Genomic DNA, 24,643 nt, shown 5'->3' on the forward strand with positions numbered 1-24,643 from the left:
CTGATTAACTATAGTTGCTATTAACGCCGGATATGACATTGTTGACCCTGGACAGTTGCCGGAGTTACAGTTCACTGATCGCGTTGATACCAGGGGAGTCCGCGACCAATCCGCACATCGTGAGAGGCAGCCAGAATGGGCCATTACAAGAGCAACCTGCGCGACATCGAGTTCAACCTCTTCGAACTGCTCGACCGCGCGCGTATCTTCGGCACCCAGCCGTACCCGGACCTCGACCTCGACACCGCGAAGTTCATCCTGCGCGAGGTGGACCGGCTCGCCCGCGAGGACCTCGCCGAGTCCTTCGAGGAGGCCGACCGCAACCCGCCCGTCTACGACCCGCAGACCAGAACGGTCAAGGTGACACCGGCGTTCGCCGCCACCTACAAGACCTGGATGGAGGCCGAGTGGTGGCGCCTGCGGGTGCTGCCCGAACTGGGCGGCACCGCCGCCCCGAGTTCACTGAACTGGGCGCTCGCGGAGTTGGTCCAGGGCGCCAACCCGGCGCTGTGGACCTACGTCGGCATCCCGACCGCCGCGCGGGTGATCTACCGGCACGGCACCGAGCGGGATAAGCGGATCGCTCAGATCGCCGTCGACAACCACTGGGGCGCAACGATGTTGCTCACCGAGCCGGACGCCGGTTCGGATGTCGGAGCGGGCCGCACCAAGGCCACCCCCAACGACGACGGCACCTGGAACATCTACGGCGTCAAGCGGTTCATCACCGCCGGTGAGCATGATCTGGCCGACAACATCCTGCACATGGTGCTGGCCCGTCCGGTCGGCGTCGAAGGAGCCGGCGGCCCGGGCACCAAGGGGCTGAGCCTGTTCCTGGTGCCGAAGTACCACTTCGACCTCGAGACCGGTGAACTGACCGGGGAGCGCAACGGCGCCTTCGCGACCAACGTCGAGAAGAAGATGGGCATGAACGTCTCCACCACGTGCGAGATGACACTCGGCGAGGACATCCCCGCGCGCGGTTGGCTGCTCGGCGAGACGCACGACGGGATCGCGCAGATGTTCGACGTCATCGAAGACGCGCGGATGATGGTGGGCAGCAAGGCGATCGCCACCCTGTCCAGCGGCTATCTCAACGCGCTCGAGTACGCCAAGCAGCGGGTCCAGGGTGCGGATCTGGCCCAGATGTCGGACAAGGCGGCGCCGCGGGTGACGATCACGCACCACCCGGACATCCGGCGGTCGCTGCTCACCCAGAAGGCCTACGCCGAGGGCCTGCGCTCGCTGATCCTCTACACCGCCGCGTGGCAGGACGAGGTCGCGATCAGGACCGCCGCCGGCGAGGACGCCTCGCTGGCCGAGGCCGTCAACGATCTGCTGCTGCCGATCGTCAAGGGCTACGGGTCCGAACGCTCCTGGGTGCTGCTGGGCACCGAGTCGCTGCAGACCTTCGGCGGCTCCGGGTACCTGCGGGAGTATCCGATCGAGCAGTACGTCCGCGACGCCAAGATTGACACGGTGTACGAGGGCACCACCGCCATCCAGTCGCAGGACCTGTTCTTCCGCAAGGTCGTTCGCGACCGCGGCCGTGCGCTCAACCACGTGCTGGGCGAGGTCAAGGCCCTGGCGGGCGAACCGTCGGCCGACCTCGGCGTCGAACACGAACTGCTCGGCAGGGCGGTGGCCGACATCGAGGCGATCGTCGAGAAGATGACCGCCGACTTCGCCGCGGCCCGCGACGAGGCGGAGCGCATCTACCAGGTCGGGCTCAACGCCACCCGGTTCCTCTACGCGCTCGGCGACGTGGTGGTGGCGTGGCTGTTGCTGCGCAGTGCCCACATCGCGCTGCGCGCACTGGAGTCCGATCCCCACTCCGCCGACGAGCAGTTCTACCGCGGCAAGGTCGCCGCCGCGCGGTTCTTCGCGCGTGAGGTGCTGCCTGCGGTCACCGCACAGCGGGAGGCCGCGCTGCGCGTGGACAACTTCGTGATGGAGCTCGACGAAGCCGCGTTCTGACGCTGCGACGAAGAAGGCCGCCACCCGGAGGGGTGGCGGCCTTCTGGCGTTGTGAGTGACCTGTTTTCAGTCGCGCACGATGCACAGGGCGTCGACCGCGACCAGCCCGTCGTCGGTGACCAGGAGCGGGTTGACGTCCAGTGACTCGATCCAGTCGTGGCCGGCGGCGGCGAGATTGCCGAGACCGACGAGGACCCGGGCGAGCTGCTCGAGGTGCCACGGCTGCGAGCCCCGGTATCCGTGCAGCAGCCGCAGGTCCCGGAACTCCTCGATCAGCGACTCGGCGTCCGCGGTCGTCAACGGGGCCGGCCGGCCGCCGACCCGCTGCAGCACCTCGACGAAGACGCCGCCGAGGCCGAGCATCACCATCGGGCCGAGCTCATTGCGACCGTCGACGCCGATCAGTAGCTCACCGCGCGCGGAGGTCATGGGCTGCACGGCCACCGCGGCCGCGACGCCGTGCTGCGCGGCGATGGCACGCATCCTCGCGACCGCGTCGGCCAGGCCGTCGGCGTCGACGTTCAGCGCGACCGCACCGAGTTCGGTCCGGTGCGCCACGTCGGCGAGCTTGACCGCGTACGGACCCGGGAACTCCGGCGTGGCCGCGGGTGCGTCGGCGTCGATCACCGCGTACGGGGCGGTCGGAATCCCGTACCGGCCAAGGAGTTCCATCACCGCGCGGAACGGCAGGAACCGGCTGCCCCCGGTGTCGGTGACCGGTTCGGCCGGGCACGGCACGGGTGCGGGGGCGTCGGCCAGCGCACCGGCGTTCTGCCGGTCGCGCACGAAGCTGCCCAGCGCGTGCAGGCCGCGCAGCGTGCCGCGGATCCCGTAGCCGAGCGCGACGGCGCCGTCGTCGCCGATGACCTCCCTGGCGAACTCGCCGACCTCACCGGCGCCCGCGGCGATCGCCACCGGCTTGCGGTACTTGCGCGCGGCGACCGCGACGTCGTCGATCAGCCGCCGGTAGAGCGGCGAGTCGCTCCACATGTTGACGAACACCACCGCGTCCAGCTCGTCGGAACCCACGTAGCGCTCGACGATGTCGGTCCAGAAGGTGGCACCGAAACCGGTGGTGTCCAACGGATTCGGCACGGTGATGCCGGGGATCGTGTCCTTGACCCAGTCCGCGAGGCTGTCCAGCGGCGGCAGCGTGAGCCCCTCCTGCTCGGCGACGTCGAACGCCAGCGAGGCGAAACCGCCGGTGCCGGCCACCACGCCGATGCGCTGCACGGGGTTCCACACCGCCGGGTCGAGCTGGCTGAGCATCGACAGACGTTCGACGAGCTCCTCGAGGTCGAACGCCAGCCGGATCCCGGCGTGCCGGAACGCGACGTCGTAGCCCCAAGCGCTGCCGGCCAGCGCGCCGGTGTGCGAGGCGGCCATCTGCTGGGTGCGCGCGTTGCGGGCCAGCTTCAGCGCCACGATCGGCTTTCCCGCGGCGATGCACTTGCGGGCGGCGGCGAAAAACTCTGCGGGCCTGCGGATTCCCTCCACCACGAGGCCGATAGCGGTGGTGTCGGGGTCGGTGGCCAGGAAGTCGAGGTAGTCGGCGATATCGGTGGTCGCCTCGTTGCCCGCGGAGATCAGCCGCGAGATGCCGACACCGGTGCGTTCCCGCGCGGCGATCGCGATGCCGCCGATCATCGCGCCACTGTGGGACACGATCGAGATGCCGCCCGGCGTGGGACGGTAATCGGCAGACGCGGTCAGGTGCAGGCTGCGCGGATAGCTGATGTAACCCAGGCTGTTCGGGCCGATCACCGCCATGTTGCCCCTGGTCGCGGCGTCGACCAGGCGGGCCTGCAGCGTCGCGCCCTCGGCACCGAGCTCGGAGAACCCGGCGGCGTAGACGACCAGGCCGCCGCAGTCCAGCGATGCGCACTCCTCGGCCAGCGCCACGGTGCGCTCCGCGGACATCACAGACAGCACCGCGTCGATCGGACCGTCGATATCGGTGATCGACCGCACGGCCGGGCGTCCGAGCACCGTCTCGGCGGTGGGGTGGACGAAGTGCACCTCGGCCGCGCAGTTCAGCGTCGGCGCGATGAAATCCACGACCGGCGACTTGTCGCTCAGGCCGACCACCGCGACCGTTGCGGGGTTGAGCAGCCGTTCGAGGGAGGTGGTGGTGGCGAGGGTCATGCGTACTGCCCTTCAATCGCAATGTGTGAACAGTGATTATGGTATCTGATCCCGAAAACTAAGGAAATAAGCTGGAAAAACTTCCAAAAGTTAGCTGCGAATATGTAGCATCGCGGACAGCCCGGCGGTGTGGCCGGGATGTCGAGCGACCTGGAGGAGTGATGGCTAGGACCGAGGCGCTGGCACGCGTCGAGGAGATGTACATAAACGGTTTCCCCGACCCGGCGACGGCCACGGTCGAGGACCTGCGCAAGGCCTACGACGATCTGCTCCTGCAGTTCCCGCTGCCCGCCGGGGTGGAGCCGGCGGAGACGGTGGTGGGCGGCGTGCCCGCCCTGTCGGTGCGGGCCGCCGGCGCGACCGGGGACAAGGTGCTGGCGTGGTTCCACGGCGGTGGGTACGTGCTGGGCAGTGCGCGGGGCTTCCAAGAGCTCGGCCACACGCTGTCGCGGTCGTCCGGGGTGACCGTCGTGCTGCCCGACTACCGGCGCGCGCCGGAGAACAAGTTCCCGGCCGCGGTCGACGACGGTGTCGCGGCGATCGAGGACCTGGTGTCCACCTACGGCGCGCAGAACTTCGCGGTCGGCGGTGACTCCGCGGGCGGTGGTCTGACCCTGGCGGCGCTGACGGCCCTGCGGGACAAGGGTTCGCCGCTGCCCGCGGCGGCGGTGTTCTTCTCGCCGCTGCTCGATTTCACCGTCAGCGGCGCCAGTGCCGACCTGTATGACGGCAAGGACATCGCGGTCTCGCGCGGCTCGATCGCCAACCTGCGCGAGGCCTATCTGCAGGGCCACGATCCGCGGGATCCGCTCGCCTCGCCGGTGTTCGGCGACCTGGCGGGCCTGCCGCCGGCGCTGTTCCTGGTCGGATCCACCGAGGTTCTGCTCGACGACTCCAACCGGGCTGCGCTGGCGATCACCCAAAGCGGTGGCACCGCCGCGGTTTCGGTGTACGACGACATGGTGCACGTGTGGCCGTTGTTCGCCTCGATCCTGCCGGAAGGGGTGGCGGCCGCCGACGAGGCCGGTGCGTTCATCCGCAAGCACCTCGCGCTGTAGCGACCGCGACGCGAAAGGCGCCCAATCACCGAAGTGATTGGGCGCCTTCGCGTTATGTGTCAGGCCCCGGCCTTCTCGTAGATCGGCAGCAGCACCGCGGCGGCGTCGACCAGACCCTTGGGGTCGACGAGCAGGTGCTGCGTCGCCACCCGCATGTCGCGCACGTAGCGGCCCAGCTCGCTGGTGCTGGCGATGCTGCGGCTGCCACCCCACTTGTGGGCGAACGACACCATGTCGTCGGTGACCTCGTGGATCCAGGCCAGCATCTGCTGCACGCGGGCGATGTCCTCGGCGGTCGCCGATCCACCGGCCGCGACCTTGGCCTCGGCGGACTCGATCAGGTCGTAGCAGTACAGCCGAGCCGCCTGCAGGGTCGCCTCGTGCCGGGCGAAGTCGATGCGGAAGATGTCGGCCTGGCCCACCGGTACCCCGTAGTTCGGCCGAACCTTGTTGGCGCTCATCGCGGCAACCAGCTCAAGTGCCCGGGTGGCGATTCCCAGCACGACCGGCGCATGGCACAGGCCGCCGAGCAGCTCGTTACCCAGCTGGTACATCGGCTCGGGCCGGTACGCGGTACCGCCGAACGTCGGGATCGAGTACCGCATGGGCACGAACTTCTTGGTGATCCGGTAGTCGTGGCTGCCGGTGCCCGCCAGACCCCAGACGTCCCAGTTGTTCTTCAGCTCCACCTGATCCTTGGGCAGGAGGGCGACGCGCGGCTTCGGGTTGCCGTTCTCGTCGAGCACCGGCTTGCCGTCCTCACCGGCGAGCAGGATGCCCGCGCCGATCCAGGTGGCGTGGTCGGATCCGGAGGCGAAGGAGAACTCGCCGTCGACGATGAAGCCGTCGCCGGTCTGGACCGCGGGGTAGCGCGGGAGCAGCTGGCCGGCGAGCACGAAACCTCCGGGCTGGTTGACCAGTTCCCGCGCGGCCTCGGGCTCCAGGTAGCCCAGCACCATGGCGGTGGCCCACGAGCTGGCCATGACCGACCAGCCGACCGAGGCGTCGGCCTTGGAGAGCTCCTCGTAGACCCGCATGCCCTCGCTGGGCAGCAGGCCGCCGCCGCCGAGGTCCGTCGGCACCAGCATGTGGAAGATGCCGTTCTCGAACAGCGCGTCGGCGACCGGCTTGGTGACAGTGCGGTCGCGCTCGATCGCCTGCGCCTCGGACCGGATCAGCGGCGTGATGGAGCGGACTCGGTCGAGATAGTCGGCTAACCGATCGCTGCCGACGGCGGCGGCTTCACGGGTCAGCGTCTCTGTCATGTCGTGCCTTTCTCGCGGGTGCTTGAGCGGAGAAGCTCGAAGGTTCGCAACCGGTGCTGTGAACAAGATAACGAAATTAATGCTAATGTCAAGTGGCTAGCATGCAGGTTAAACGACTCAAATGGGCGAATCAAGACCGAAATGAGCACTAACTATGTATCTGACGCAGGCGTTGCACAGGGCGGTGCAACAAACTCCTGGCCTCCCGGCCACCGTCTTCGGTGAGCGGATCCGGACCTGGGCGCAGAGCGCCGAGCGGGCCGCGCGGTTGGCGTCGGCGCTGAAGAGCCTGGGTGTGTGCAGCGGCGACCGGGTGGCGACCCTCGCCCAGAACTGCGACGACTACCACGACGTCCTGTTCGCGACGCCGTGGGCGGACGCCGTCACCGTGCCGGTGAACACCCGGTGGAGTGCGCGCGAGATCGCGTTCTCGCTCGAGGACTGCGGTGCGGTGGCTCTGGTGATCGGCGACGACTTCCTGCCCATGCTCGACGAGCTGCGGGAGCTGGCACCGTCGGTGACGGCCTACATCCACAACGGCGAGCAGCCCACCCCCGGCGGGGTGCACGGCTTCGAGGAGCTCATCGCCGCGCACGACCCGGTCGAGGACGCGCGGCGCGGCGGTGACGCGCTGGCCGCGATCTACTACACCGGCGGCACGACCGGAACGCCGAAGGGCGTGATGCTCAGCCACGCCAACCTGGTGAGCGCGGCGCTGGGCGCGCTGGCCACCGGGCAGTTCCTGGCGCCGCGCGGGCGGCTGCTGCACAGCGCGCCGATGTTCCATCTGGCCGACGGGTCCGGGTGGGTTGCCCGCAACATCGTCGGCGGGACGCACGTCATCCTGCCGGGGTTCACCCCCGAGTCGGTCGCGGCCGCCGTCGAGAAGCACCAGATCACCGATATGTTCCTGGCGCCCACCATGATCCAGATGCTGGTCGACTCGCCGGCCGCCCGCGAGCACGACCTGTCGAGCCTCCGGCACCTGCTGTACGGGGCCTCGCCGATCTCGCAGGCACTGTTGGAGCGCACCATGCGCCTGCTGCCGGGCGCACGGCTGTTGCAGGCGTACGGGATGACCGAGTTATCGCCGACCACAACGGTTCTCACCGCCGACGACCACCACCTGCCCGGGATGCTGCGCTCGGCGGGCCGCGCGGTGCCGATCGCCGAGGTGCGGGTCGTGGACGAGAACGACAACGACGTGCCGCCCGGCACCGTCGGCGAGGTGGTGGCCCGCGGCCCGCACGTGATGATCGGTTACTGGAACCGGCCCGAGGAGACCGCCAAGGCGCTGCGCGGCGGCTGGATGCACACCGGCGACGGCGGCTACCTCGACGAGAACGGCTACCTGTTCATCGTGGACCGCATCAAGGACATGATCGTCACCGGCGGGGAGAACGTGTACTCCGCCGAGGTGGAGAACGCGCTGGCGCAGCATCCCGCGGTGGCGACGTGCGCGGTGATCGGGGTGCCGGACCCGGACTGGGGTGAGCGGGTGCACGCCGTCGTCGTCCTGCACGACGGCGCCACCGCGACCCCCGAGGAGCTGCGTGACCACACCGGGCGGCTGATCGCCCGTTACAAGGCGCCGCGCAGCGTGGAGTTCGTCGACGCCCTGCCGCTGACCCCGGCGCAGAAGGTGAACAAACGCGCTCTGCGCGAACGCTATTGGAAGGACGAGGCGCGGGCGGTGTCATGACCCGCCTGCAACGGGAGAGGCCCCGAAACATCAGCACTGATGTTTCGGGGCCTCAGCTCGTGTCCTACTGCTCCAGCGACGCCGGCGGGGTGAACCGCTCGCCGTAGCGCTCGGCCAGCTGCCTGGCCCGCGCCACGAACGCCTTCTGGCCGGTGCCGAGCTCACCCTGGTAGCCCTGGATGAACTGGGCGGTGCCGCCGGTCCAGCCCGGATAGCCGATGCCGAGAATCGACCCGACGTTGGCGTCGGCGGTGGACGTCAGCACGCCCTCGTCGAGGCATTTCTGCGTCTCCAGGGCCTCGGAGAACAGCAGACGATCGATCATGTCCTGCAACGGAATCCGGGTGCTGCCCGAGTTGAACGTCTCGCGCAGGCCCGGCCACAGGCCGGCACGCTTGCCGTCGACGTACTCGTAGAAGCCCGCGCCCTTCAGCCGCGACGGGCGGCCGATCTCGATCATCTTGTCGACGACGGCCTCACCCGGGTGCGGTTCGTAGACCTTGCCCTCGGCCTCGGCGGCCTTACGGGTCTCGGTCGAGATCTTCTGCAGCAGTTCCAGGTTGAGCTCGTCGAGCAACTGCAGCGGCGGCGCCGGGTAGCCCGCCTGACCGCCGGCCTGCTCGATGCTGGCGGGCTCGATACCCTCGCCGAGCAGGGCCATCGCCTCGTTGACGAACGTGCGGATCACCCGCGAGGTGTAGAACCCGCGGCTGTCGTTCACCACGATCGGCGTCTTCTTGATCGCCTGGGCGAAGTCGAAGACCCGGGCCAGCGCCTCGTCGGAGGTCGTCTCGCCCTTGATGATCTCCAGCAGCGGCATCATGTCGACCGGGGAGAAGAAGTGGATGCCGATGAAGTCCTCCTGGCGCTTCACCCCGGTGGCCAGACCGGTGATCGGCAGCGTCGAGGTGTTGGATCCCAGGATCGCATGGGGTTCGACGATGTCCTCGATCTCGCCGAACACCTTGTGCTTGAGTTCGGAGTTCTCGAACACGGCCTCGATCACGAAGTCGACGCCCGCCAGGTCGGCGTTGTCGGCCGTCGGCGTGATCCGGTCGAGCAGCGCCTTGGCCGCCTCCTCGGTGGTCTGACCGCGCTGTACGGCTTTGGCCTCGATCTTCTCGGAATAGGCCTTACCCCGTTGCGCGGCTTCGAGGCTGACGTCCTTGAGCACCACGTCGAAGCCGGCCTTGGCCGTCACGTAGGCGATGCCCGCACCCATCATGCCCGCGCCGAGCACGCCGACCTTGCGGGGCTTCTCGGTGACGATGCCCTCGGGCCGGCTGCCGCCGCCGTTGATGGTCTGCATGTCGAAGAAGAACGCCTGGATCATGTTCTTCGACACCTGACCCGCCGCCAGGTGGACCAGATACCGGGTCTCGATGCGGCTGGCGGTGTCGAAGTCGACCTGCGCACCCTCGACCGCCGCGTCCAGAATGGCCCGCGGCGCGGGCACCGGTGCGCCCTTGAGCTGCTTCTTCACCGTTGCCGGGAACGACGGCAGGATCGCCGCCAGGCCCGGGCTGCTCGGCGTGCCGCCGGGCATCTTGTAGCCCTTGGCATCCCACGGCTGGGTGTGGGCCTCGGGGTTCGCTTTGATCCAGGCCTTGGCGGCCGGCACCAGTTCCTCGACGCTGCCGACCAGTTCGTCGACCAGGCCGACCTCGAGCGCTTTGGCCGGGGTGAATCGCGTTCCGGTCGAGAGGATCTCGGTGAACGCCTTCTGGATGCCGAACATCCGCACCGTGCGGGTGACACCGCCACCGCCCGGCAGCAGACCCAGCGTCACCTCCGGCAGGCCCACGACCACACCCCGCACGTCGGCGGCGATGCGGTGGTGGCAGGCCAGCGCGATCTCCAGGCCGCCGCCAAGCGCGGCGCCGTTGATCGCGGCGACGACCGGTACGCCGAGGGTTTCGAGTTTGCGCAGATCGGCCTTGATGAACTCCGCGGTGGCGAAGAAGTCACCGGCCGTCTCGAAGGTGACCCGCTGCAGCTCCTTGAGGTCACCCCCGGCGAAGAAGGTCTTCTTCGCGCTGGTGATCACCACGCCGGTGATCGAATCCTTCTCGGCGGCCAGCTTTTCGACCGCGTTGTGCATGGACTGGCGGTAGTGCTCGTTCATGACGTTGGCCGAGCCGGTCGGGTCGTCCAGCGTCAGGGTGACGATGCCGTCGGCATCCTTGTCCCACTTGATGGTGTTCTCTGCCATGTTTACCTCAGACTCGCTCGATGATGGTGGCCACACCCATACCGCCGCCGATGCACAGCGTGATCAGGGCACGCTTGGCGCCCCGCCGCTCGAGCTCGTCGACCATGGTTCCGGTGATCATGGCGCCGGTGGCGCCCAGCGGGTGACCCATCGCGATGGCGCCGCCGTTGACGTTCAGCTTCTCGTCGGGGATGTTCAGATCCTTCTGGAACTTCAACACCACCGACGCGAACGCCTCGTTGAGCTCGAACAGGTCGATGTCGTCGACCGTCAGGCCGGCGCGGTCGAGCACCTTGCGGGTCGCCGGCATCGGGCCGGTCAGCATGATCGTCCCGTCGGCACCGCTGGTCGCGGTCGCCACGATGCGCGCCCGCGGCGTCAAATTCTGAGCCCTTCCCACCCTTTCATTGCCGACCAGCACCAGCGCGGCGCCGTCGACGATGCCCGAGCTGTTCCCGCCGTGATGGACGTGGTTGATCTTCTCCACCCAGTGGTACTTCTGCAGCGCCACCTCGTTGAAGCCGCCCATCGCGCCGATGTCGGCGAACGCCGGCTTGAGCTTGGCCAGGCCCTCCATGGTGGTGTCGGGGCGCATGTGCTCGTCATGGTCGAGGATCACCAGACCGTTGCGGTCCTTCACCGGGACAACGGACTTGGCGAAGTAGCCGCCCGACCACGCCGCGGCCGCCCGCTGCTGGCTGCGCAGCGCGTAGGCGTCGACGTCCTCGCGGGAGAACCCCTCCATCGTCGCGATCAGGTCGGCGCCGATGCCCTGCGGCACGAAGCCGACGCTGTAGTTGGTCTCGGGGTCCCCGGAACGGACCTTCTGCGCCGCCATGTTCACCGCTTCCAGACCGGAGCCGCAGAACCGGTTGAGCTGCACACCACCGGTGGTGTCGGGCAACTTGGCCGCCAGCACCGCCGTGCGCGCGATGACCGCACCCTGATCCCCCAGCGGGGACACCACCCCGAGGATGACGTCGGAGATCAGGTTCTCGTCGAGATCCGGGAAACGCGACCGCAGTTCGTTGATCAGCCCGACGACCAGGTCGATCGGCTTGACCTCGGTCAGCGAGCCGCCGCGCTGTTTACCGCGCGGCGTGCGGATCGCCTCATAGATGAAGGCTTCTTCAGACATGTGTGTGTTCCTTGTTGTTTCGGGTTGTTTCGGCTCTTCTTCTGGTTACGAACGGGCAGTGGTCGTGTAGTCGTCGAAGTTCGGCTCGAGGGTGCGGGCGAAGTAGTCCGGCACCGCCCACGGCGAGTTGGTGACGACGCGGCCCTTGCTGTTGCGGTAGTAGTTCTGCACCCCGTCCATCGCGTACACCATCTCGTTGTTGGTGGCGTCGAGCTCGCGGTTGTACTCCTCGAACGGTTCGGGCCGGCACTCGACCGCCGCCAGGTCGTCGCGCACCATCCGGGTCAGCATGTTGACGATGTAGCGGATCTGCGCCTCGGCGATCACGAGCCAGCTGCCGCCGGGCGGATTGGTGTTGGGCCCGTAAAGGAAGAACAGGTTGGGGAAGCCCGGTGCGGTCATACCCAGGTAGGCCCGGGCGTTGTCGTCACTCCACGCCTCGCGCAGCTCGATGCCGTCGCGGCCGCGCAGCTCCATCGGATACAGATAGCGCTGCTGCTGGAATCCGGTGCACAGGATCAGCATGTCGATCTCGTGCGCGGACCCGGATTCGGTCACCAACTCCCGCGAGGTCAGGTGGTCGACACCCTCGGCGGCGAGCTCCACGTTGTCCCGGCGCAGCGTGGCGAACCAGCCGTTGTCCATCAGCAGCCGCTTACCGAACGGCGGGTAGTCCGGCGTGCACTTCTCGATCAGATCCTCTCGGCCGTCCAGCTGCTGGCGCAGATACCCGATGAAGGCCCGCCGGTAGGCGTCGTTGAGGGAGCTGACCAGCTTGCCCTTCTCGGCGGCCTTGGGGTCGACGCGCAGCGCGGGGTAGTTGCGCTCGGTGTAGACCCAGTAGAGCCGGAACCGGAACCACGCCCGGTAGAACGGGACGTGCCGGAACAGCCAGTGCCTGCTCGCCGGCTGCTTGCGGTAGTACTGCTCGTTGGGCGTGATCCAGTGCGGCTCGGGCTGGATGACGACCATGTGCTCGACCTCGGGGGCGATCTTGCAGACCACCTGCATCGCGCTGGCGCCGGCGCCGACGACGGCGACCTTCTTGCCCCGGTAGTCGGCGTCGGGGGTCCAGCGTGCCGAGTGGACCACCGTGCCGGTGAAGTCCGAAAGGCCCTTGAAATTAGGAATATTCGGGGTGCTGTGCAGACCGGCCGCGGTGATCAGTGCCGAGGTGCGGATGGTCTCGGTGCCGGCGGCCGACGTCGCCGTCACCACCCATTCGTTGGTGGCGGGATCCCATTCGGCCCCCTCCACGGTGACACCGGTCTCGATGTGCGGCGCCAGCTCGAAGTGGGCGACCACGTTGTCGACGTACTGGCGGATCTCGGGGGCCTGGGCGAAGTTCTCGCTCCAGTCGTGGTGGAAGAAGGAGTAGGAGTACAGGTTGTTCGGGACGTCCACGCGGGCACCGGGATAGCGGGCCTCGAACCAGGTGCCGCCGACCTTCTCATTGCGCTCGAGCACCCGGAACGGGATACCGGCGCGCTTCAGGTGCACGGCGGCGGCGAGCCCGGAGAACCCGGCGCCGACGATGACGACGGAGAAGCCCGTCGCCGCGGCGCGGTCGGCGACGTTCTCGGCGGTGAACGGGACGAACCCCAGCTGTTCGGCCGCCAGGTCCGTGTAGGTGTCCGACACCGGTTCGCCCATGACCGCGGACATCACCTTGACCAGTTCGTCGCCGGTGGGGGAGGGATGCGCAGCCGGCGTCCCCGCGGCCCAGTCCATGATCGCGGTGAAGGCCGCCTCCCGGACCTCGGCGACGCGCTCGGCGGGCAGACCACCGTCGTCGAGATCCTCGAAGCCCTTCACCGGGGCGATGCGGTAGGGCTCACCGAGCCAGCGCGGATCACCGGTGAGCTGGTAGAGGACCCCGATCAGGCAGGGCACGTTGGCCTCCGCCAACGCGTTGCGCAGTTCGTCGGCGTCGATGTTCGAGCCTGAATCCAGTAGTTGCGTCATGACATCTCCTTGCTAAGGGCGACAACTGTTTTGACACGTTGAGGCGTTCGGTCGGATCCGTCGCCGTCGGGTGGCATCGGCCGACTCGCTTTCGGACCATCGGTGAATCGCTACTTCAGTAGTGGAACAACCTCTACTGGGAATATACAGCACAACATGGCCAAGTTGTTAGTCTAGATTCTTGTCAATTGTGTGGCGGTGACCACGCTGAACAGCAGAACGCCGGCGGGATGTGAGTTCCCGCCGGCGTTCTGAGGGCGACCGCGGTACGTAGCGTCCGGTCTACGTCCGCAGGGTCGGTGAATTCAGATATCCAGAACCAGTTTGTCGCCCCGGCAACGCGAGACGCAGATCATCATGCAGTCGTTACGTTCCTGCTCCTCATAGCTGAGGACGTCGTCGCGGTGCTCGGGAACACCGCTGAGAACCGGGGTCTCGCACGTCCCGCACATTCCGGACCGGCACGAGGACATCACCATGACACCTTGTGCCTCAATGGCTTCGAGAATGGACTGATCGGCAGGCACGGTCAGTGTCACACCCTGCTGGGCCAGTTCCACCTCGATCGGGCGGTTCACCCAGTCCTGCTCGCCGTCGGTGCCGGGGGCGAAGCGCTCGAACCGCAGTGCGGTGGGCGACCAGGTCGCGCACCGCTCCTCCACGGCCTTGAGCAGTGCCTGCGGGCCGCAGCAGTAGACCAGGGCGTCCTCACGCGGTTCGCCGAGGACGCTGTCGAGATCGATCAGACCGCGCTCGTCCTGGGGCCAGAGGTCGACCCGGTCGCCGTAGACGGCGAGTTCGTCCAGGAAGGCCATCGAGGCCTGGGTGCGACCCCCGTAGACCAGCCGCCATGTCGCGCCGGCGGCCTCGGCGGCCGCCACCATGGGAAGGATCGGGGTGATGCCGATGCCGCCCGCGATGAAGATGTAGTTCGGCGCTTCCGCGAGCCGGAAATGGTTGCGCGGTCCGCGAATCCGAAGTTCGGTGCCGGTGCCGATCGAGTCGTGGACGTACACCGAACCGCCGCGCGACTCGGGCTCGCGCAGCACCGCGATGCGCCAGCTGCGCCGATCGGCGGGATCGCCGCACAGCGAGTACTGGCGAACCAGCCCGGAAGGCATCATCAGGTCGATGTGCGCACCCGGCTCCCATTCCGGGAGCTCATGCCTGCCGACCTCTTCGAGCCGCAGCGAGACAACACCGTCGGCGACGACGGCCTTGTCAGCCACCACCACGTCGGCCTCGTACTCCCGCATCACCAGCCGGACGGTGCTCGGCCGCGGCGGGCAGTCCACGTCCGCCATGCCGGTCACCAGGTGACGGGAAGCGACTTGAGGCCGAAGATCTTCGCGTCGTTCTTCAGCGGCACCTCGTCAGCCGGCACAGCCAGCTTCAGGGTGGGGATGCGCTCGAAGATCAGGCGGATGACGGTCTGCAGTTCCACGCGGGCCAGCGGTGCGCCGAGGCAGGTGTGGATGCCGTAGCCGAAGGCGATGTGCCCGCGGGCGTCGCGCTGGATGTCGAGGGTGTTGGGATCCTCGAACACGTTGGGATCGCGGTTGGCGGCGTCCATCGCGACCATCACGAGATCGCCCTTGTTGAACTTCTTGTCGTTGATCTCGACGTTGTCGGTGAGCACGCGCGGCAGGTTGCCGATGATGTCGCAGAAGCGCAGCAGTTCCTCGACGGCGCTCGGGATGAGCGAGGGATGCTTGCGGATCTTCTCGAGCTGGTCGGGGTGCTCGAGCAGCGTGAACACACCGAGCGAGATCATGTTGCCGGTGGTCTCGTGGCCGGCCATCAGCAGGAAGGCCGCCATACCGGACACCTCGTGGACGGACAGATCACCGCTGCGGACGTGGTTGAGCAGCAGGCTGATCAGATCGTCGCCGGGGTTCTCCTGCTTGGCCAGCGTCAGCTCGGCCAGGTACTGCATGACCGACGCGATGGCACCGCTGACCTCTTCCGGCGTCGATTCGGGGTCGAGCACCTTGTGGGTCTCGGTCTGGAACCAGTCGTGCTTGTCGTAGGGCACACCGAGCAGTTCGCAGATGACCAGCGACGGCAGCGGCAGCGCCATGTCCCGCACCAGGTCAGCCGAATTACCCTGCGCCAGAATGTCGTCGATCAGCTTGTTGGCGATGCGTTCGACCGTGGACCGCATGTCCTCCATGCGCCGCGGGGTGAACTCGCGGGAGAGCATCTTGCGCAGCCGGGTGTGGTCCGGAGGATCCATCGCGACGAAGAAGCCGGGGATGGGCTCACTTCCCGCGTCGCCCCGTGACGGGTCGGGAATGTCACGCACGCTCGCCTGACGTTCGGCGAGGACGGCCTTCACGTCGGCGTGCTCGGTCACCAGCTTCGCCGGATGGCCCTTGAAGAGAACCGGGCGCAGTGAGTCGCCGTCCGCGTACTCGGCCGCGGGCGCGAACGGACACGTCCGCTTGAAGGGAAATGCCGGAGGCTCCGGGGAATTCAGGTCCGCAGCAAGGGACTGAACGGCCGAAACCTGATCGCTGGTGGTCACTCTGAGGCCTCCTTGGAAAGTTCGCGCACAGTGTCCGAATGGGAATGATCCTGATCACAAGAGTGATTGGCGATAGCATCACACAGATCTTCCGGAGCCGTCAAGGCCTGACTAAAACCACCATTAACAGTCTCGTCTCGATTCGTTGCTGGTAACAGCTTCATAGCAGGTAGATGACATGAGAGTAGGTTTCTATAGGCGATCGGCTAAGACGCTCTGTGAGTGGCCTCGTTACGCCGACAGTTAATGTCAGTTCTGTCCTGCTGGCGTCCCGGCTGGGCGGAAGTCGGCAACTGTAGCCGCTGGGTGGTCGAGTTGGCCTCGCAGCCTGTTTCCGCGCGGCGATGGCCCCGGCAATATTCCTGTCTGGTGCTGTCGCCACGGGCCGGTCTCTATATCAACGAATAACCGCGGCGGGTTCGGACGAGTCACGTCCCGGCAACATGATCAGGCGGGACGTAGTTCGTATCGCTAATGAATGGATAGAACTCATATTCACTATTCGCATGCCCATCGGAGCCGTCCGCGGGGCTGGACGGAAGTGGTCACTGCGGTGCTGACATCGCCAAAAATGCGCTTTGAAATGTATATATATGACGCTCGCGTACTTCGTTTCGCGCAAGTCAAGCGCCTGCCATTCGACGGTCGCTTGACGCTGAAATTTTCTTTATGCGATGCTATCGCGGATCACATTGTGTGATCGGGACCACCCGGAACCCAACATGTGACAACACCGGTCTCCCGAACAGGAAGGCGGCAGGTTGACCAAATCGGCGCATAACAGAGCCTCACAACGCGCGTCGGTTCACCGGGGTTGGTCCCCGTGCGACAGCACGCCGAGACGACTCATGCCGAGGTGGACGTGACCACAACTGACGACATTCGCGACACAGCGGGGTCCTTCTCGATCTCCGCGATCTCTTCGGCGAAGGCCGCCAAGCCTGTCAACGCCGTCGGCGGCTTCTTCGCGATGGCACTCGACACCCTGATGGCGATCCCGCGCCGGCCCTTCGCGTGGCGTGAGTTCCTCGAGCAGTCCTGGTTCGTCGCCCGCGTGTCGCTGGTGCCCACGCTGATGCTGGCGATCCCGTTCACCGTGCTGCTGATCTTCACCTTCAACATCCTGCTGCTCGAGTTCGGTGCGGCCGACTTCGCGGGCACCGGTGCCGCGTACGGCACCGTCACCCAGATCGGTCCGGTGGTAACGGTTCTCGTGGTCGCCGGGGCGGGTGCGACCGCGATGTGCGCGGACCTCGGCGCCCGCACGATCCGCGAGGAACTCGACGCGCTGCGCGTGATGGGCGTCGACCCCATCCGAACCCTGGTCGTGCCAAGGGTTTTGGCCGCGACCGTGGTGGCCACCCTGCTGGCCTCGGTGGTGATCCTGGTCGGCCTGGTCGGCGGCTTCATCTTCTCGGTGTTCGTCCAGCACGTGACACCCGGCGCGTTCGTCAGCGGTCTGACCGTCATCACCGGCCCGGCCGACGTGGTGCTGTCGCTGGTCAAGGCGGCGTTGTTCGGGCTGTCTGCCGGCCTGATCGCCTGCTACAAGGGCATTTCGGTGGGCGGCGGCCCCGCGGGCGTCGGCAACGCCGTCAACGAGACCGTCGTGTTCACCTTCGTGGCGCTGTTCGCGATCAACATCATCGCGTCCGCCGTCGGCATCAAGGCCACGCTGTGACCGCCCCCAGCAGGTTCCATCCGCGGATCCACCGCGTCCTGAGCGGATGGGTGGACGGCCTGAGCCGGATCGGCAGCCAGGCGCAGTTCTACTTCAAGACGCTCGGCTCGATCAAAGACGTCCTCATCTACTACAAGATCGAGCTGGTCCGGCTGATCGCCCAGATGAGCCTGGGCGTCGGAGCGCTGGCCGTGATCGGCGGCACCGTGGTGATCGTCGGCTTCCTGACACTGTCGACCGGTGCGCTGGTCGCCGTGCAGGGCTACAACCAGTTCGCCGACGTCGGTGTGGAGGCACTCACCGGGTTCGCGTCGGCCTACTTCAACGTCCGCCTGATCGGTCCCGTGATCGCGGGCATCGGGCTGGCCGCCACCATCGGCGCCGGTGCCACCGCCCAACTGGGCGCCATGCGGATCAACGAGGAGATCGACGCCCTGGAGGTGATGGGCGTGCGCGCCATCGCCTACCTGGCGTCGAGCCGGGTGCTGGCCGGGGTGATCGTGGTGATCCCGCTGTACTGCGTGGCGGTGCTGTCGGCGTTCTGGGCCGCGCGCTTCGGCACGATCGCGATCTACGGACAGTCCTCCGGCGTCTACGACCACTACTTCACGACGTTTCTGAACAACACCGACATCATCTGGTCGTTCTTCCAGGCGGTCGCCATGGCGGTGGTCATCATGCTCGTGCACACCTACTACGGGTTCACCGCCTCCGGTGGTCCGGCCGGGGTCGGCGAGGCGGTCGGCCGCGCGGTGCGGACCTCGCTGATCGCGGCGGTGCTCGTCGTCCTGTTCCTCTCGCTGGCCATCTACGGCCAGTCCGGCAACTTCCACCTCGCGGGGTAGTCACATGGATTCGAGGAGAGGCGGAGTCCACCCGCTGTGGTGGACCGCGGCGTTGTTCGCGACGATCATCGGCCTGGTCGTCGTGTGCTCGTTGATCTTCGCCGGCACGTTCCGGCGTTTCGTGCCGGTCACGCTGACCGCCGACCGGTCCGGTCTGGTGATGGAGTCCGGCGCGAAGGTTAAGATGCAGGGTGTCGAGGTCGGCCGGGTGGCCGGTATCGAAGGCGGAAAGACCCCGGTCGGCCTGAAACTCGAGATCTACCCGGACCAGGCGGATCTCATCCCGGCCAACGTCGAAGCCCAGATCGCCACCACCACGGCGTTCGGTGCCAAGTACGTCGACCTGATCTATCCGGAAAACCCCAGCCCGCAACGGATCACGGCGGGCATGGTGCTCAAGTCGCGCAATGTGGCCACCGAGGTCAACACCGTGTTCGACAACCTCGTCGGACTGCTGAACCAGATCGACGTCACCAAGCTGTCCGCGGTGCTCACCGCGGTCGCCGACGCGGTTCGCGGCCAGGGTGAGGCCATCGGCAAGGCCACCACCGACGCGAACGAGGTGCTGCTGGCCGTCAACCCGAAGATGGACAACGTCGCGGCGAACTGGGTGTCGTTCAAGGGCTTCAGCGACGCGTACAGCGCCGCGGCGAAGGACATCCTCGCCACGCTCGATGCCGCGACCGTCACCAGCGCAACGGTCGACAACCACGCCAAGGACCTCGACGCGCTGCTGTTGAGCTCGATCGGGTTGTCCACCAGCGGGATCGATCTCATCGCGCCGAACCGCGACAACCTCGTCAACGGCATCAACGTGCTCGAGCCGACCACCAGCCTGCTGCTGAAGTACGAGCCCGAGTACACGTGCCTGCTGCAGGGGGCGAAGTACGCCCTGGACCACGGCGCCTACGAGAACATCGGCGGTAACGGCCGTTCCGTGGTGCAGGACGTGGGTCTGCTGTTCGGCGACGACCCCTACCGCTATCCGCAGCACCTGCCGGTGGTGAATGCGAAGGGCGGCCCCGGTGGGAAACCGGGCTGCGGGTCGCTGCCCGACGTCAGCAAGAACTTCCCGGTGCGCTACCTCGTCACCGACACCGGCTTCGGCACGGGCCTGGACATCCGGCCGAACCCGGGCATCGGGTTCCCGGGCTGGGCGAACTACTACCCCGTCACCAAGGCGATTCCGGAACCGCCGCGGGTGCGCGACCTCGGCGGTCCCGCACCGGGCCCGGCGCCCGCGGTGCCCGGCGGTGCCCCGTACGGCGCCGCGCTGTACGCGCCCGACGGCACCCCGCTGTGGCCGGGTGTGCCGCCCAAGCCGCCCGCCCCACCGGCACCGCCGGCGGATCCGGCGGCCCCGACCCCATGACCATCGAGGACCAGCAGTGAAGACCAACTTGCGACGGGTAGTCATCAACCTGACCGTCTTCGTCGTCGCCTGCGTGGTGGCCGCCTTCGGCCTGATCGCAGTCTTCGCGAACCTGCGCTTCTCCGGTGAGCAGGTGTTCCGCGCCGAGTTCACCGACGTCAGCGGCCTTGAGGTGAACGACTTCGTCCGCATCGCCGGTGTGGAAGTCGGCCAGGTGAAACGCATTTCGGTCAACGACAAGGCGCTCGCGGTCGTCGAGTTCACCACCGACGACACCGTGGTGCTCACCGGCGGCACCAAGGCCCAGATCCGGTGGGCCAATCCGATCGGCGACCGGTACCTGGCGCTGCTGGACGGTCCCGGCGACGCGCAGCGGCTGCCCCGCGACGGGGTCATCCCCGTGTCCCGCACCGAACCGGCACTCGATCTCGACACCCTGCTCGGCGGGTTCCGGCCGCTGTTCCGCGCCCTGGACCCCGAGCAGGTGAACACGCTGTCCAGCGCGCTGATCCAGGCGTTCCAGGGTGAGGGCGCCACCATCGGCTCGTTCCTGAATCAGGCCGCCGCGGTGACCAACACCCTCGCCGACCGGGACGCGCTGATCGGCCAGGTCATCGACAACCTCAATGTGGTGCTGGGCAGCTTCGGGGAGCAGACCGACCAGTTCGGCAAGGCCGTCGACTCGCTGTCACAGCTGGTGAAGGGTCTGGCCGAACGCAAGACCGACATCGCCAACGCGGTCGCCTACACCAACGCCGCGACCGCGACCATCGCGGACCTGCTGACGGAGTCCACCCAGCCGTTCAAAGAGACTGTCGCGCAGTCGGATCGGATGAACTCGATCGTGCTGGCCGACCACGAGTACGTCGACAACCTGCTCAACATGCTGCCGGACGCCTACAAGAAGCTGTCCCGACTGGGCAGCCGCGGCGACTTCATCCCCGAGTATCTGTGCGCCATGTCGTTGAAGCTCAACGGAAAAGGCGGCCAGCCGGTTTACGTCAAGCTCATCGAGCAGACCACAGGACGGTGCGCTCCGAAATGAAACCCTTCGCCGAACGTAACCCGTTCCTCATCGGGCTGACCGGTATCGCGCTGACCACCGGCCTGGCCGTCGTGGCCCTGCAGTACGACAAGCGCCCGGTCATCTCCTCCAGCCGTGACTACACGGCGTACTTCGCCGAGGCCGGCGGCCTGCACACCGGCGCAGCGGTGCAGGTGGCCGGATTCCGGGTCGGCGAGGTGTCCTCGGTCGAACTGGACGGGACCCGTGTCGTGGTGGAGTTCGACGTGAACTCCGATGTTCACCTCGGCGAGCTCACCGAAGCCCGCATCCGGACCAAGAGCCTGCTCGGCGCCAAGGTGCTCGAGGTGACCCCGCGCGGTGAAGGCCAACTGAGCGAGGCGATTCCGCTCGAGCGGACCACGGCGCCCTATCAGTTGCCCGACGCGCTGGGGGACCTGTCGGCCACGATCAGCGGACTGGACACCGACACGGTGTCCGACGCGCTGGCCACGCTGTCGGACACGTTCGCCAACACCCCGCCCGAACTGCGGGCCGCCGTGGAGGGCGTGGGCCGGTTCTCCCACACGCTCGGCGAACGCGACGCACACCTGCGCACCCTGCTGAGCAACGCCAGCAAGGCCACCGCGGTGCTGTCCGAGCGCGCCGGGGAAGTCGCCGAACTGGTGGCCAACAGCAACGCGCTGCTGGCCGAGTTGCGCAACCAGAGCACTGCGCTGGAACAGATTTCGCGCAACCTGTCGCTGTTCGCCCAGCAACTGTCGGTGTTCATCGACGAGAACCGCGGCCAGTTGCGCCCGGCTCTGGACAAACTCAACGGCGTCCTGACGATGGTCGACAACCGCAAGGAACGCGTCATGTCGGCGATCAAATACCTCAACCAGTACACGATGTCGCTCGGCGAGACGGTCGGCTCGGGCCCGTTCTTCAAGGCGTACCTGGCCAACCTCCCCGGCCAGCTGGTCCAGCCGTTCATTGACTCGGCCTTCTCGGATCTGGGACTGGACCCGAATGTGCTGCTGCCCTCGCAACTGAGCGAGCCGCAGACCGGCCAGCGCGCCACCCCCGCGCTGCCCTCGCCGTTCCCACGGACCGGTCAGGGTGGGGAACCGCACCTCACCGTTCCCGACGCGATCACCGGCAAGCCGGGCGACCCGCGCTACCCGTACCGGGAGCCGCTGCCCGCGCCCCCGCCCGGTGGTCCGCCGCCCGGGCCACCCGCACCGTGGCCGGCCGGTGAGCAGCCGACCCCGATCCCGTCACCGACGGCGACATCCGACCCGTTGCCGTCCCCGCAACCGCACGGACAGGGAGGTCAGTGATGCGCAAATCGCTTCTGCGGATCGTCCTGTCGGTGCTGCTGGTCTGCACCGCGGTGGCCGGTGGCGTGCTCGTGCTGCGGTCGGTCCATCAGGCCAACCGCACCGAGATCGTCGCCTACTTCGAGAACAGCAACGGCCTGTTCGTCGGCGACGAGGTGCGCATCCTCGGCGTCCCGGTCGGCGCGGTGAAGTCGATCGAGCCGGAGCCCGAACGGGTCAGGATCGCGTTCTGGGTGGACGGCAAGCACAAGCTGCCCGCCGATGTGCGTGCCGTGATCGTGTCGCCCCAGCTGGTGACCGCCCGGGCCATCCAGCTCACCCCCGCCTACGCGGGCGGGCCGGTGCTCGAGAGCGGCGCCGTCATCCCCGAGGACCGCACCGCGGTCCCGCTCGAATGGGACGATCTGCGTACGCAACTGGAGAAGCTGACCAGCGCACTGCAGCCCACCGAACCGGGTGGGGTCAGCACGCTCGGACAGTTGGTCAACACCGCGGCGGACAACCTGCGCGGGCAGGGCGCCAACATCCGCGAGACCGTCATCGCGATGTCGAAGGCGTTGTCCGCGTTGGGTGATCACAGTAAGGACACCTTCGCGACCCTGAAGAACCTGTCGGTCGTGGTGACGGCGCTGGAGGACAGCTCGGATCTGCTGGCGCAGCTGAACCGCAACATGGCCGCGGTGACCGGGCTGCTGGCCGACGATCCCGGTGCGGTCGCCGCCGCGATCGAGGACCTCAACGCGGTGGTCGGCGAGGCCACCGACTTCGTCAGGGAGAACAAGGAAGCCGCGGGTATCGCCACCGACAGGCTGGCGGCGATCTCGACCGCGCTGCACGGCGGCCTCGACGACATCAAGCAGGCGCTGCACGCCTTCCCGAACGCGGCGCAGAACTTCGCGAACGTCTACCAGCCGTCGCAGGCCGCGCTGACCGGCATGCTGGCGATCAACAACCTCGCCGACCCGCTGTCGCTCATCTGCGGGTCGATCGAGGCGGGCGCGCGGCTGAACCACGAGATCTCGTCGAAGCTGTGCGTGCAGTACCTCGCGCCGATCGTCAAGAACCGCCAGATCAACTTCCTGCCGGTCGGGGTGAACCCCTTCGTGGGGCAGTCCGCGCGGCCGAACGAGATCACCTACAGCGAGGACCGCCTGCGGCCCGACTACGTCCCGCCCCAGGCGCCCGCGCCGGCGCCGGAGCCCGTCGCCACCGACCCCGCGGCGGGGCTGCCGGGCCTGATGCTGCCCGCGGAAGGGGGATCGTGATGTCGAGTCACCGGATCGCACTGCGCGCCAGGCGGTTCACCGTGCTCGCCGTACTCGCCGTCTTCGTGCTGTCGGGTTGTCAGTGGCGCGGGCTGAACTCGCTGCCGATGCCCGGCACCGAGGGCGGCGGCGACGGGTCCTTCGTGATCCAGGCGCAACTTCCCGACGTCGGCACGATCGAACCGAACTCGCGGGTGCGGGTGGGCGATGTCAACGTCGGCACGATCACCAAGATCGAACGCCAGGGCTGGCATGCGCTGGTCACCATCCGGCTCAACGGCGACGTCGAGCTGCCCGCCAACGCGACCGCCACCGTCGGGCAGACCAGCCTGCTCGGGTCGCTGCACGTCGAGCTCGCACCGCCGGCCGATGAACCGCCGCGGGGCAGGCTCGCGGAAGGGGCGCTGATCCCGCTGAAGGCCGGCGCCGCCTACCCGACCACCGACCAGACGCTGGCCGCACTGTCGTTGCTGCTCAACGGCGGTGGCATCGGCCAGATCCAGGACATCACGGCGGCCTTCGCCGCCGCCTGGGCCGGACGGGAAAGCGATCTGCGCAGCTTCATCGAACAGATGGACCAGTTCGTCGGGCGGCTCAACGGCCAGACCGGCGACATCATCGCCGCCACCGAGAGCTTCGACAGCCTGGTCGGTCAGTTCGCCGCGCAGAAACCGGTGCTGGACAACGCGTTACGCACCATCCCCGAGGCCGTCGAGGTGCTCAGCGACCAGCGCCAGCAGCTCACCGAGGCCGTCGTCGGCTTCGGCAAACTCAGCGCGCTGACCGCGAATTCGGTCAACCAGACCAAGCAGAACCTCGTCTCCGAGCTGAAAGCCCTCGGGCCGGTGTTCAAAGCGTTCGCCGATGCCGGGCCGGACATGACGCGCTCGCTGAGCCTGCTGACGACGTTCCCGTGGCCGATCGAGAACATCGACAAGGTGGTGCGCGGCGACTACCTCAACACCGACGTGATCTTCGACCTGACCCTCAGCCGGCTCGGCGACGGCCTGCTGAACGGGACGCGGTTCGAGGGCGACCTCACCGAGCTGGAGCTGCAGTGGGGCCGCACGATCGGCCAGGTGCCGAGCCCGTCCACCGCGGCGAACCCGTTGGTCGCTCCCTACCACTTCAATCAGGGGCCGTGA

The 24,643-nt window shown here is 67.5% G+C and carries 17 protein-coding genes; 10 read left to right on the top strand and 7 right to left on the bottom strand.

Going from position 1 to position 24,643, the window contains the following annotated elements; all coding sequences use genetic code 11:
* Nucleotides 1–135: 135 nt before the first annotated feature.
* A complete protein-coding gene (locus MELE44368_RS23440) occupies nt 136–1,977 on the top strand; it encodes an acyl-CoA dehydrogenase (protein ID WP_128110679.1) in 1,842 nt (613 codons plus the stop codon).
* A 66-nt stretch (nt 1,978–2,043) separates the two neighbouring features.
* Here MELE44368_RS23440 and MELE44368_RS23445 read toward each other — a convergent pair whose 3' ends face one another.
* On the bottom strand, nt 2,044–4,122 hold the full coding sequence (locus MELE44368_RS23445; RefSeq protein ID WP_128110680.1) for an acetate--CoA ligase family protein: 2,079 nt from the start codon (nt 4,120–4,122) through the stop codon (nt 2,044–2,046).
* A 161-nt stretch (nt 4,123–4,283) separates the two neighbouring features.
* On the opposite strand from MELE44368_RS23445, the gene MELE44368_RS23450 reads away from it, so the two are divergent.
* The gene (locus MELE44368_RS23450; protein WP_128110681.1) at nt 4,284–5,180 is read left to right on the top strand and encodes an alpha/beta hydrolase; all 897 of its coding nucleotides are present in this window, start codon (nt 4,284–4,286) and stop codon (nt 5,178–5,180) included.
* A 59-nt stretch (nt 5,181–5,239) separates the two neighbouring features.
* Here MELE44368_RS23450 and MELE44368_RS23455 read toward each other — a convergent pair whose 3' ends face one another.
* Nucleotides 5,240–6,445, bottom strand: a complete 1,206-nt coding sequence (locus tag MELE44368_RS23455; protein ID WP_128110682.1) for an acyl-CoA dehydrogenase family protein — start codon at nt 6,443–6,445, stop codon at nt 5,240–5,242.
* Nucleotides 6,446–6,599: 154 nt separating this feature from the next.
* Here MELE44368_RS23455 and MELE44368_RS23460 point away from each other — a divergent pair, with 154 nt between their 5' ends.
* Nucleotides 6,600–8,147: a long-chain-fatty-acid--CoA ligase gene (locus MELE44368_RS23460; protein WP_128110683.1), complete on the top strand. Its 1,548-nt coding sequence runs from the start codon at nt 6,600–6,602 to the stop codon at nt 8,145–8,147.
* Between the two features lie 64 nt (nt 8,148–8,211).
* Here MELE44368_RS23460 and MELE44368_RS23465 read toward each other — a convergent pair whose 3' ends face one another.
* The 5 genes from MELE44368_RS23465 to MELE44368_RS23485 form a co-directional block, all read right to left on the bottom strand.
* Nucleotides 8,212–10,359 carry a 3-hydroxyacyl-CoA dehydrogenase NAD-binding domain-containing protein gene (locus MELE44368_RS23465; RefSeq protein ID WP_128110684.1) on the bottom strand — a complete coding sequence of 716 codons (2,148 nt, stop codon included), beginning with the start codon at nt 10,357–10,359 and terminating at the stop codon, nt 8,212–8,214.
* Between the two features lie 7 nt (nt 10,360–10,366).
* Nucleotides 10,367–11,497: an acetyl-CoA acetyltransferase gene (locus MELE44368_RS23470; protein WP_128110685.1), complete on the bottom strand. Its 1,131-nt coding sequence runs from the start codon at nt 11,495–11,497 to the stop codon at nt 10,367–10,369.
* Between the two features lie 45 nt (nt 11,498–11,542).
* Entirely contained in the window at nt 11,543–13,462 is a 1,920-nt protein-coding gene (locus MELE44368_RS23475) for a flavin-containing monooxygenase (protein ID WP_128110686.1), read from the bottom strand.
* Nucleotides 13,463–13,767: 305 nt separating this feature from the next.
* Complete coding sequence (locus MELE44368_RS23480) at nt 13,768–14,766, bottom strand: PDR/VanB family oxidoreductase (protein WP_128110743.1); 999 nt, start codon at nt 14,764–14,766, stop codon at nt 13,768–13,770.
* 5 nt (nt 14,767–14,771) lie between these two features.
* Nucleotides 14,772–15,989, bottom strand: coding sequence for a cytochrome P450 (locus MELE44368_RS23485; RefSeq protein ID WP_128110687.1), 1,218 nt, complete (start codon nt 15,987–15,989; stop codon nt 14,772–14,774).
* A 970-nt stretch (nt 15,990–16,959) separates the two neighbouring features.
* Here MELE44368_RS23485 and MELE44368_RS23490 point away from each other — a divergent pair.
* From MELE44368_RS23490 to MELE44368_RS23520, 7 genes are read left to right on the top strand one after another with little or no spacing between them, the layout of a single operon-like run.
* Nucleotides 16,960–17,670, top strand: coding sequence for an MlaE family ABC transporter permease (locus MELE44368_RS23490; protein ID WP_128110744.1), 711 nt, complete (start codon nt 16,960–16,962; stop codon nt 17,668–17,670).
* Nucleotides 17,667–18,515 (top strand): ABC transporter permease, encoded by an 849-nt coding sequence (locus MELE44368_RS23495; RefSeq protein ID WP_128110688.1) that lies wholly within the window; start codon nt 17,667–17,669, stop codon nt 18,513–18,515. Before MELE44368_RS23490 ends, MELE44368_RS23495 begins: the two co-directional genes overlap by 4 nt.
* 4 nt (nt 18,516–18,519) lie before the next feature.
* A complete protein-coding gene (locus tag MELE44368_RS23500) occupies nt 18,520–19,887 on the top strand; it encodes an MCE family protein (RefSeq protein WP_128110689.1) in 1,368 nt (455 codons plus the stop codon).
* Nucleotides 19,888–19,903: 16 nt separating this feature from the next.
* Entirely contained in the window at nt 19,904–20,932 is a 1,029-nt protein-coding gene (locus tag MELE44368_RS23505) for an MCE family protein (RefSeq protein WP_128110690.1), read from the top strand.
* Entirely contained in the window at nt 20,929–22,233 is a 1,305-nt protein-coding gene (locus MELE44368_RS23510; protein ID WP_128110691.1) for an MCE family protein, read from the top strand. The genes MELE44368_RS23505 and MELE44368_RS23510 overlap by 4 nt, the downstream gene beginning before the upstream one ends.
* On the top strand, nt 22,233–23,498 hold the full coding sequence (locus MELE44368_RS23515; protein ID WP_128110692.1) for an MCE family protein: 1,266 nt from the start codon (nt 22,233–22,235) through the stop codon (nt 23,496–23,498). Before MELE44368_RS23510 ends, MELE44368_RS23515 begins: the two co-directional genes overlap by 1 nt.
* Nucleotides 23,498–24,643, top strand: coding sequence for an MCE family protein (locus MELE44368_RS23520; protein ID WP_128110693.1), 1,146 nt, complete (start codon nt 23,498–23,500; stop codon nt 24,641–24,643). Before MELE44368_RS23515 ends, MELE44368_RS23520 begins: the two co-directional genes overlap by 1 nt.

It is taken from the genome of Mycolicibacterium elephantis DSM 44368 (genome assembly GCF_004014805.1).
Lineage (GTDB): Bacteria > Actinomycetota > Actinomycetes > Mycobacteriales > Mycobacteriaceae > Mycobacterium > Mycobacterium elephantis.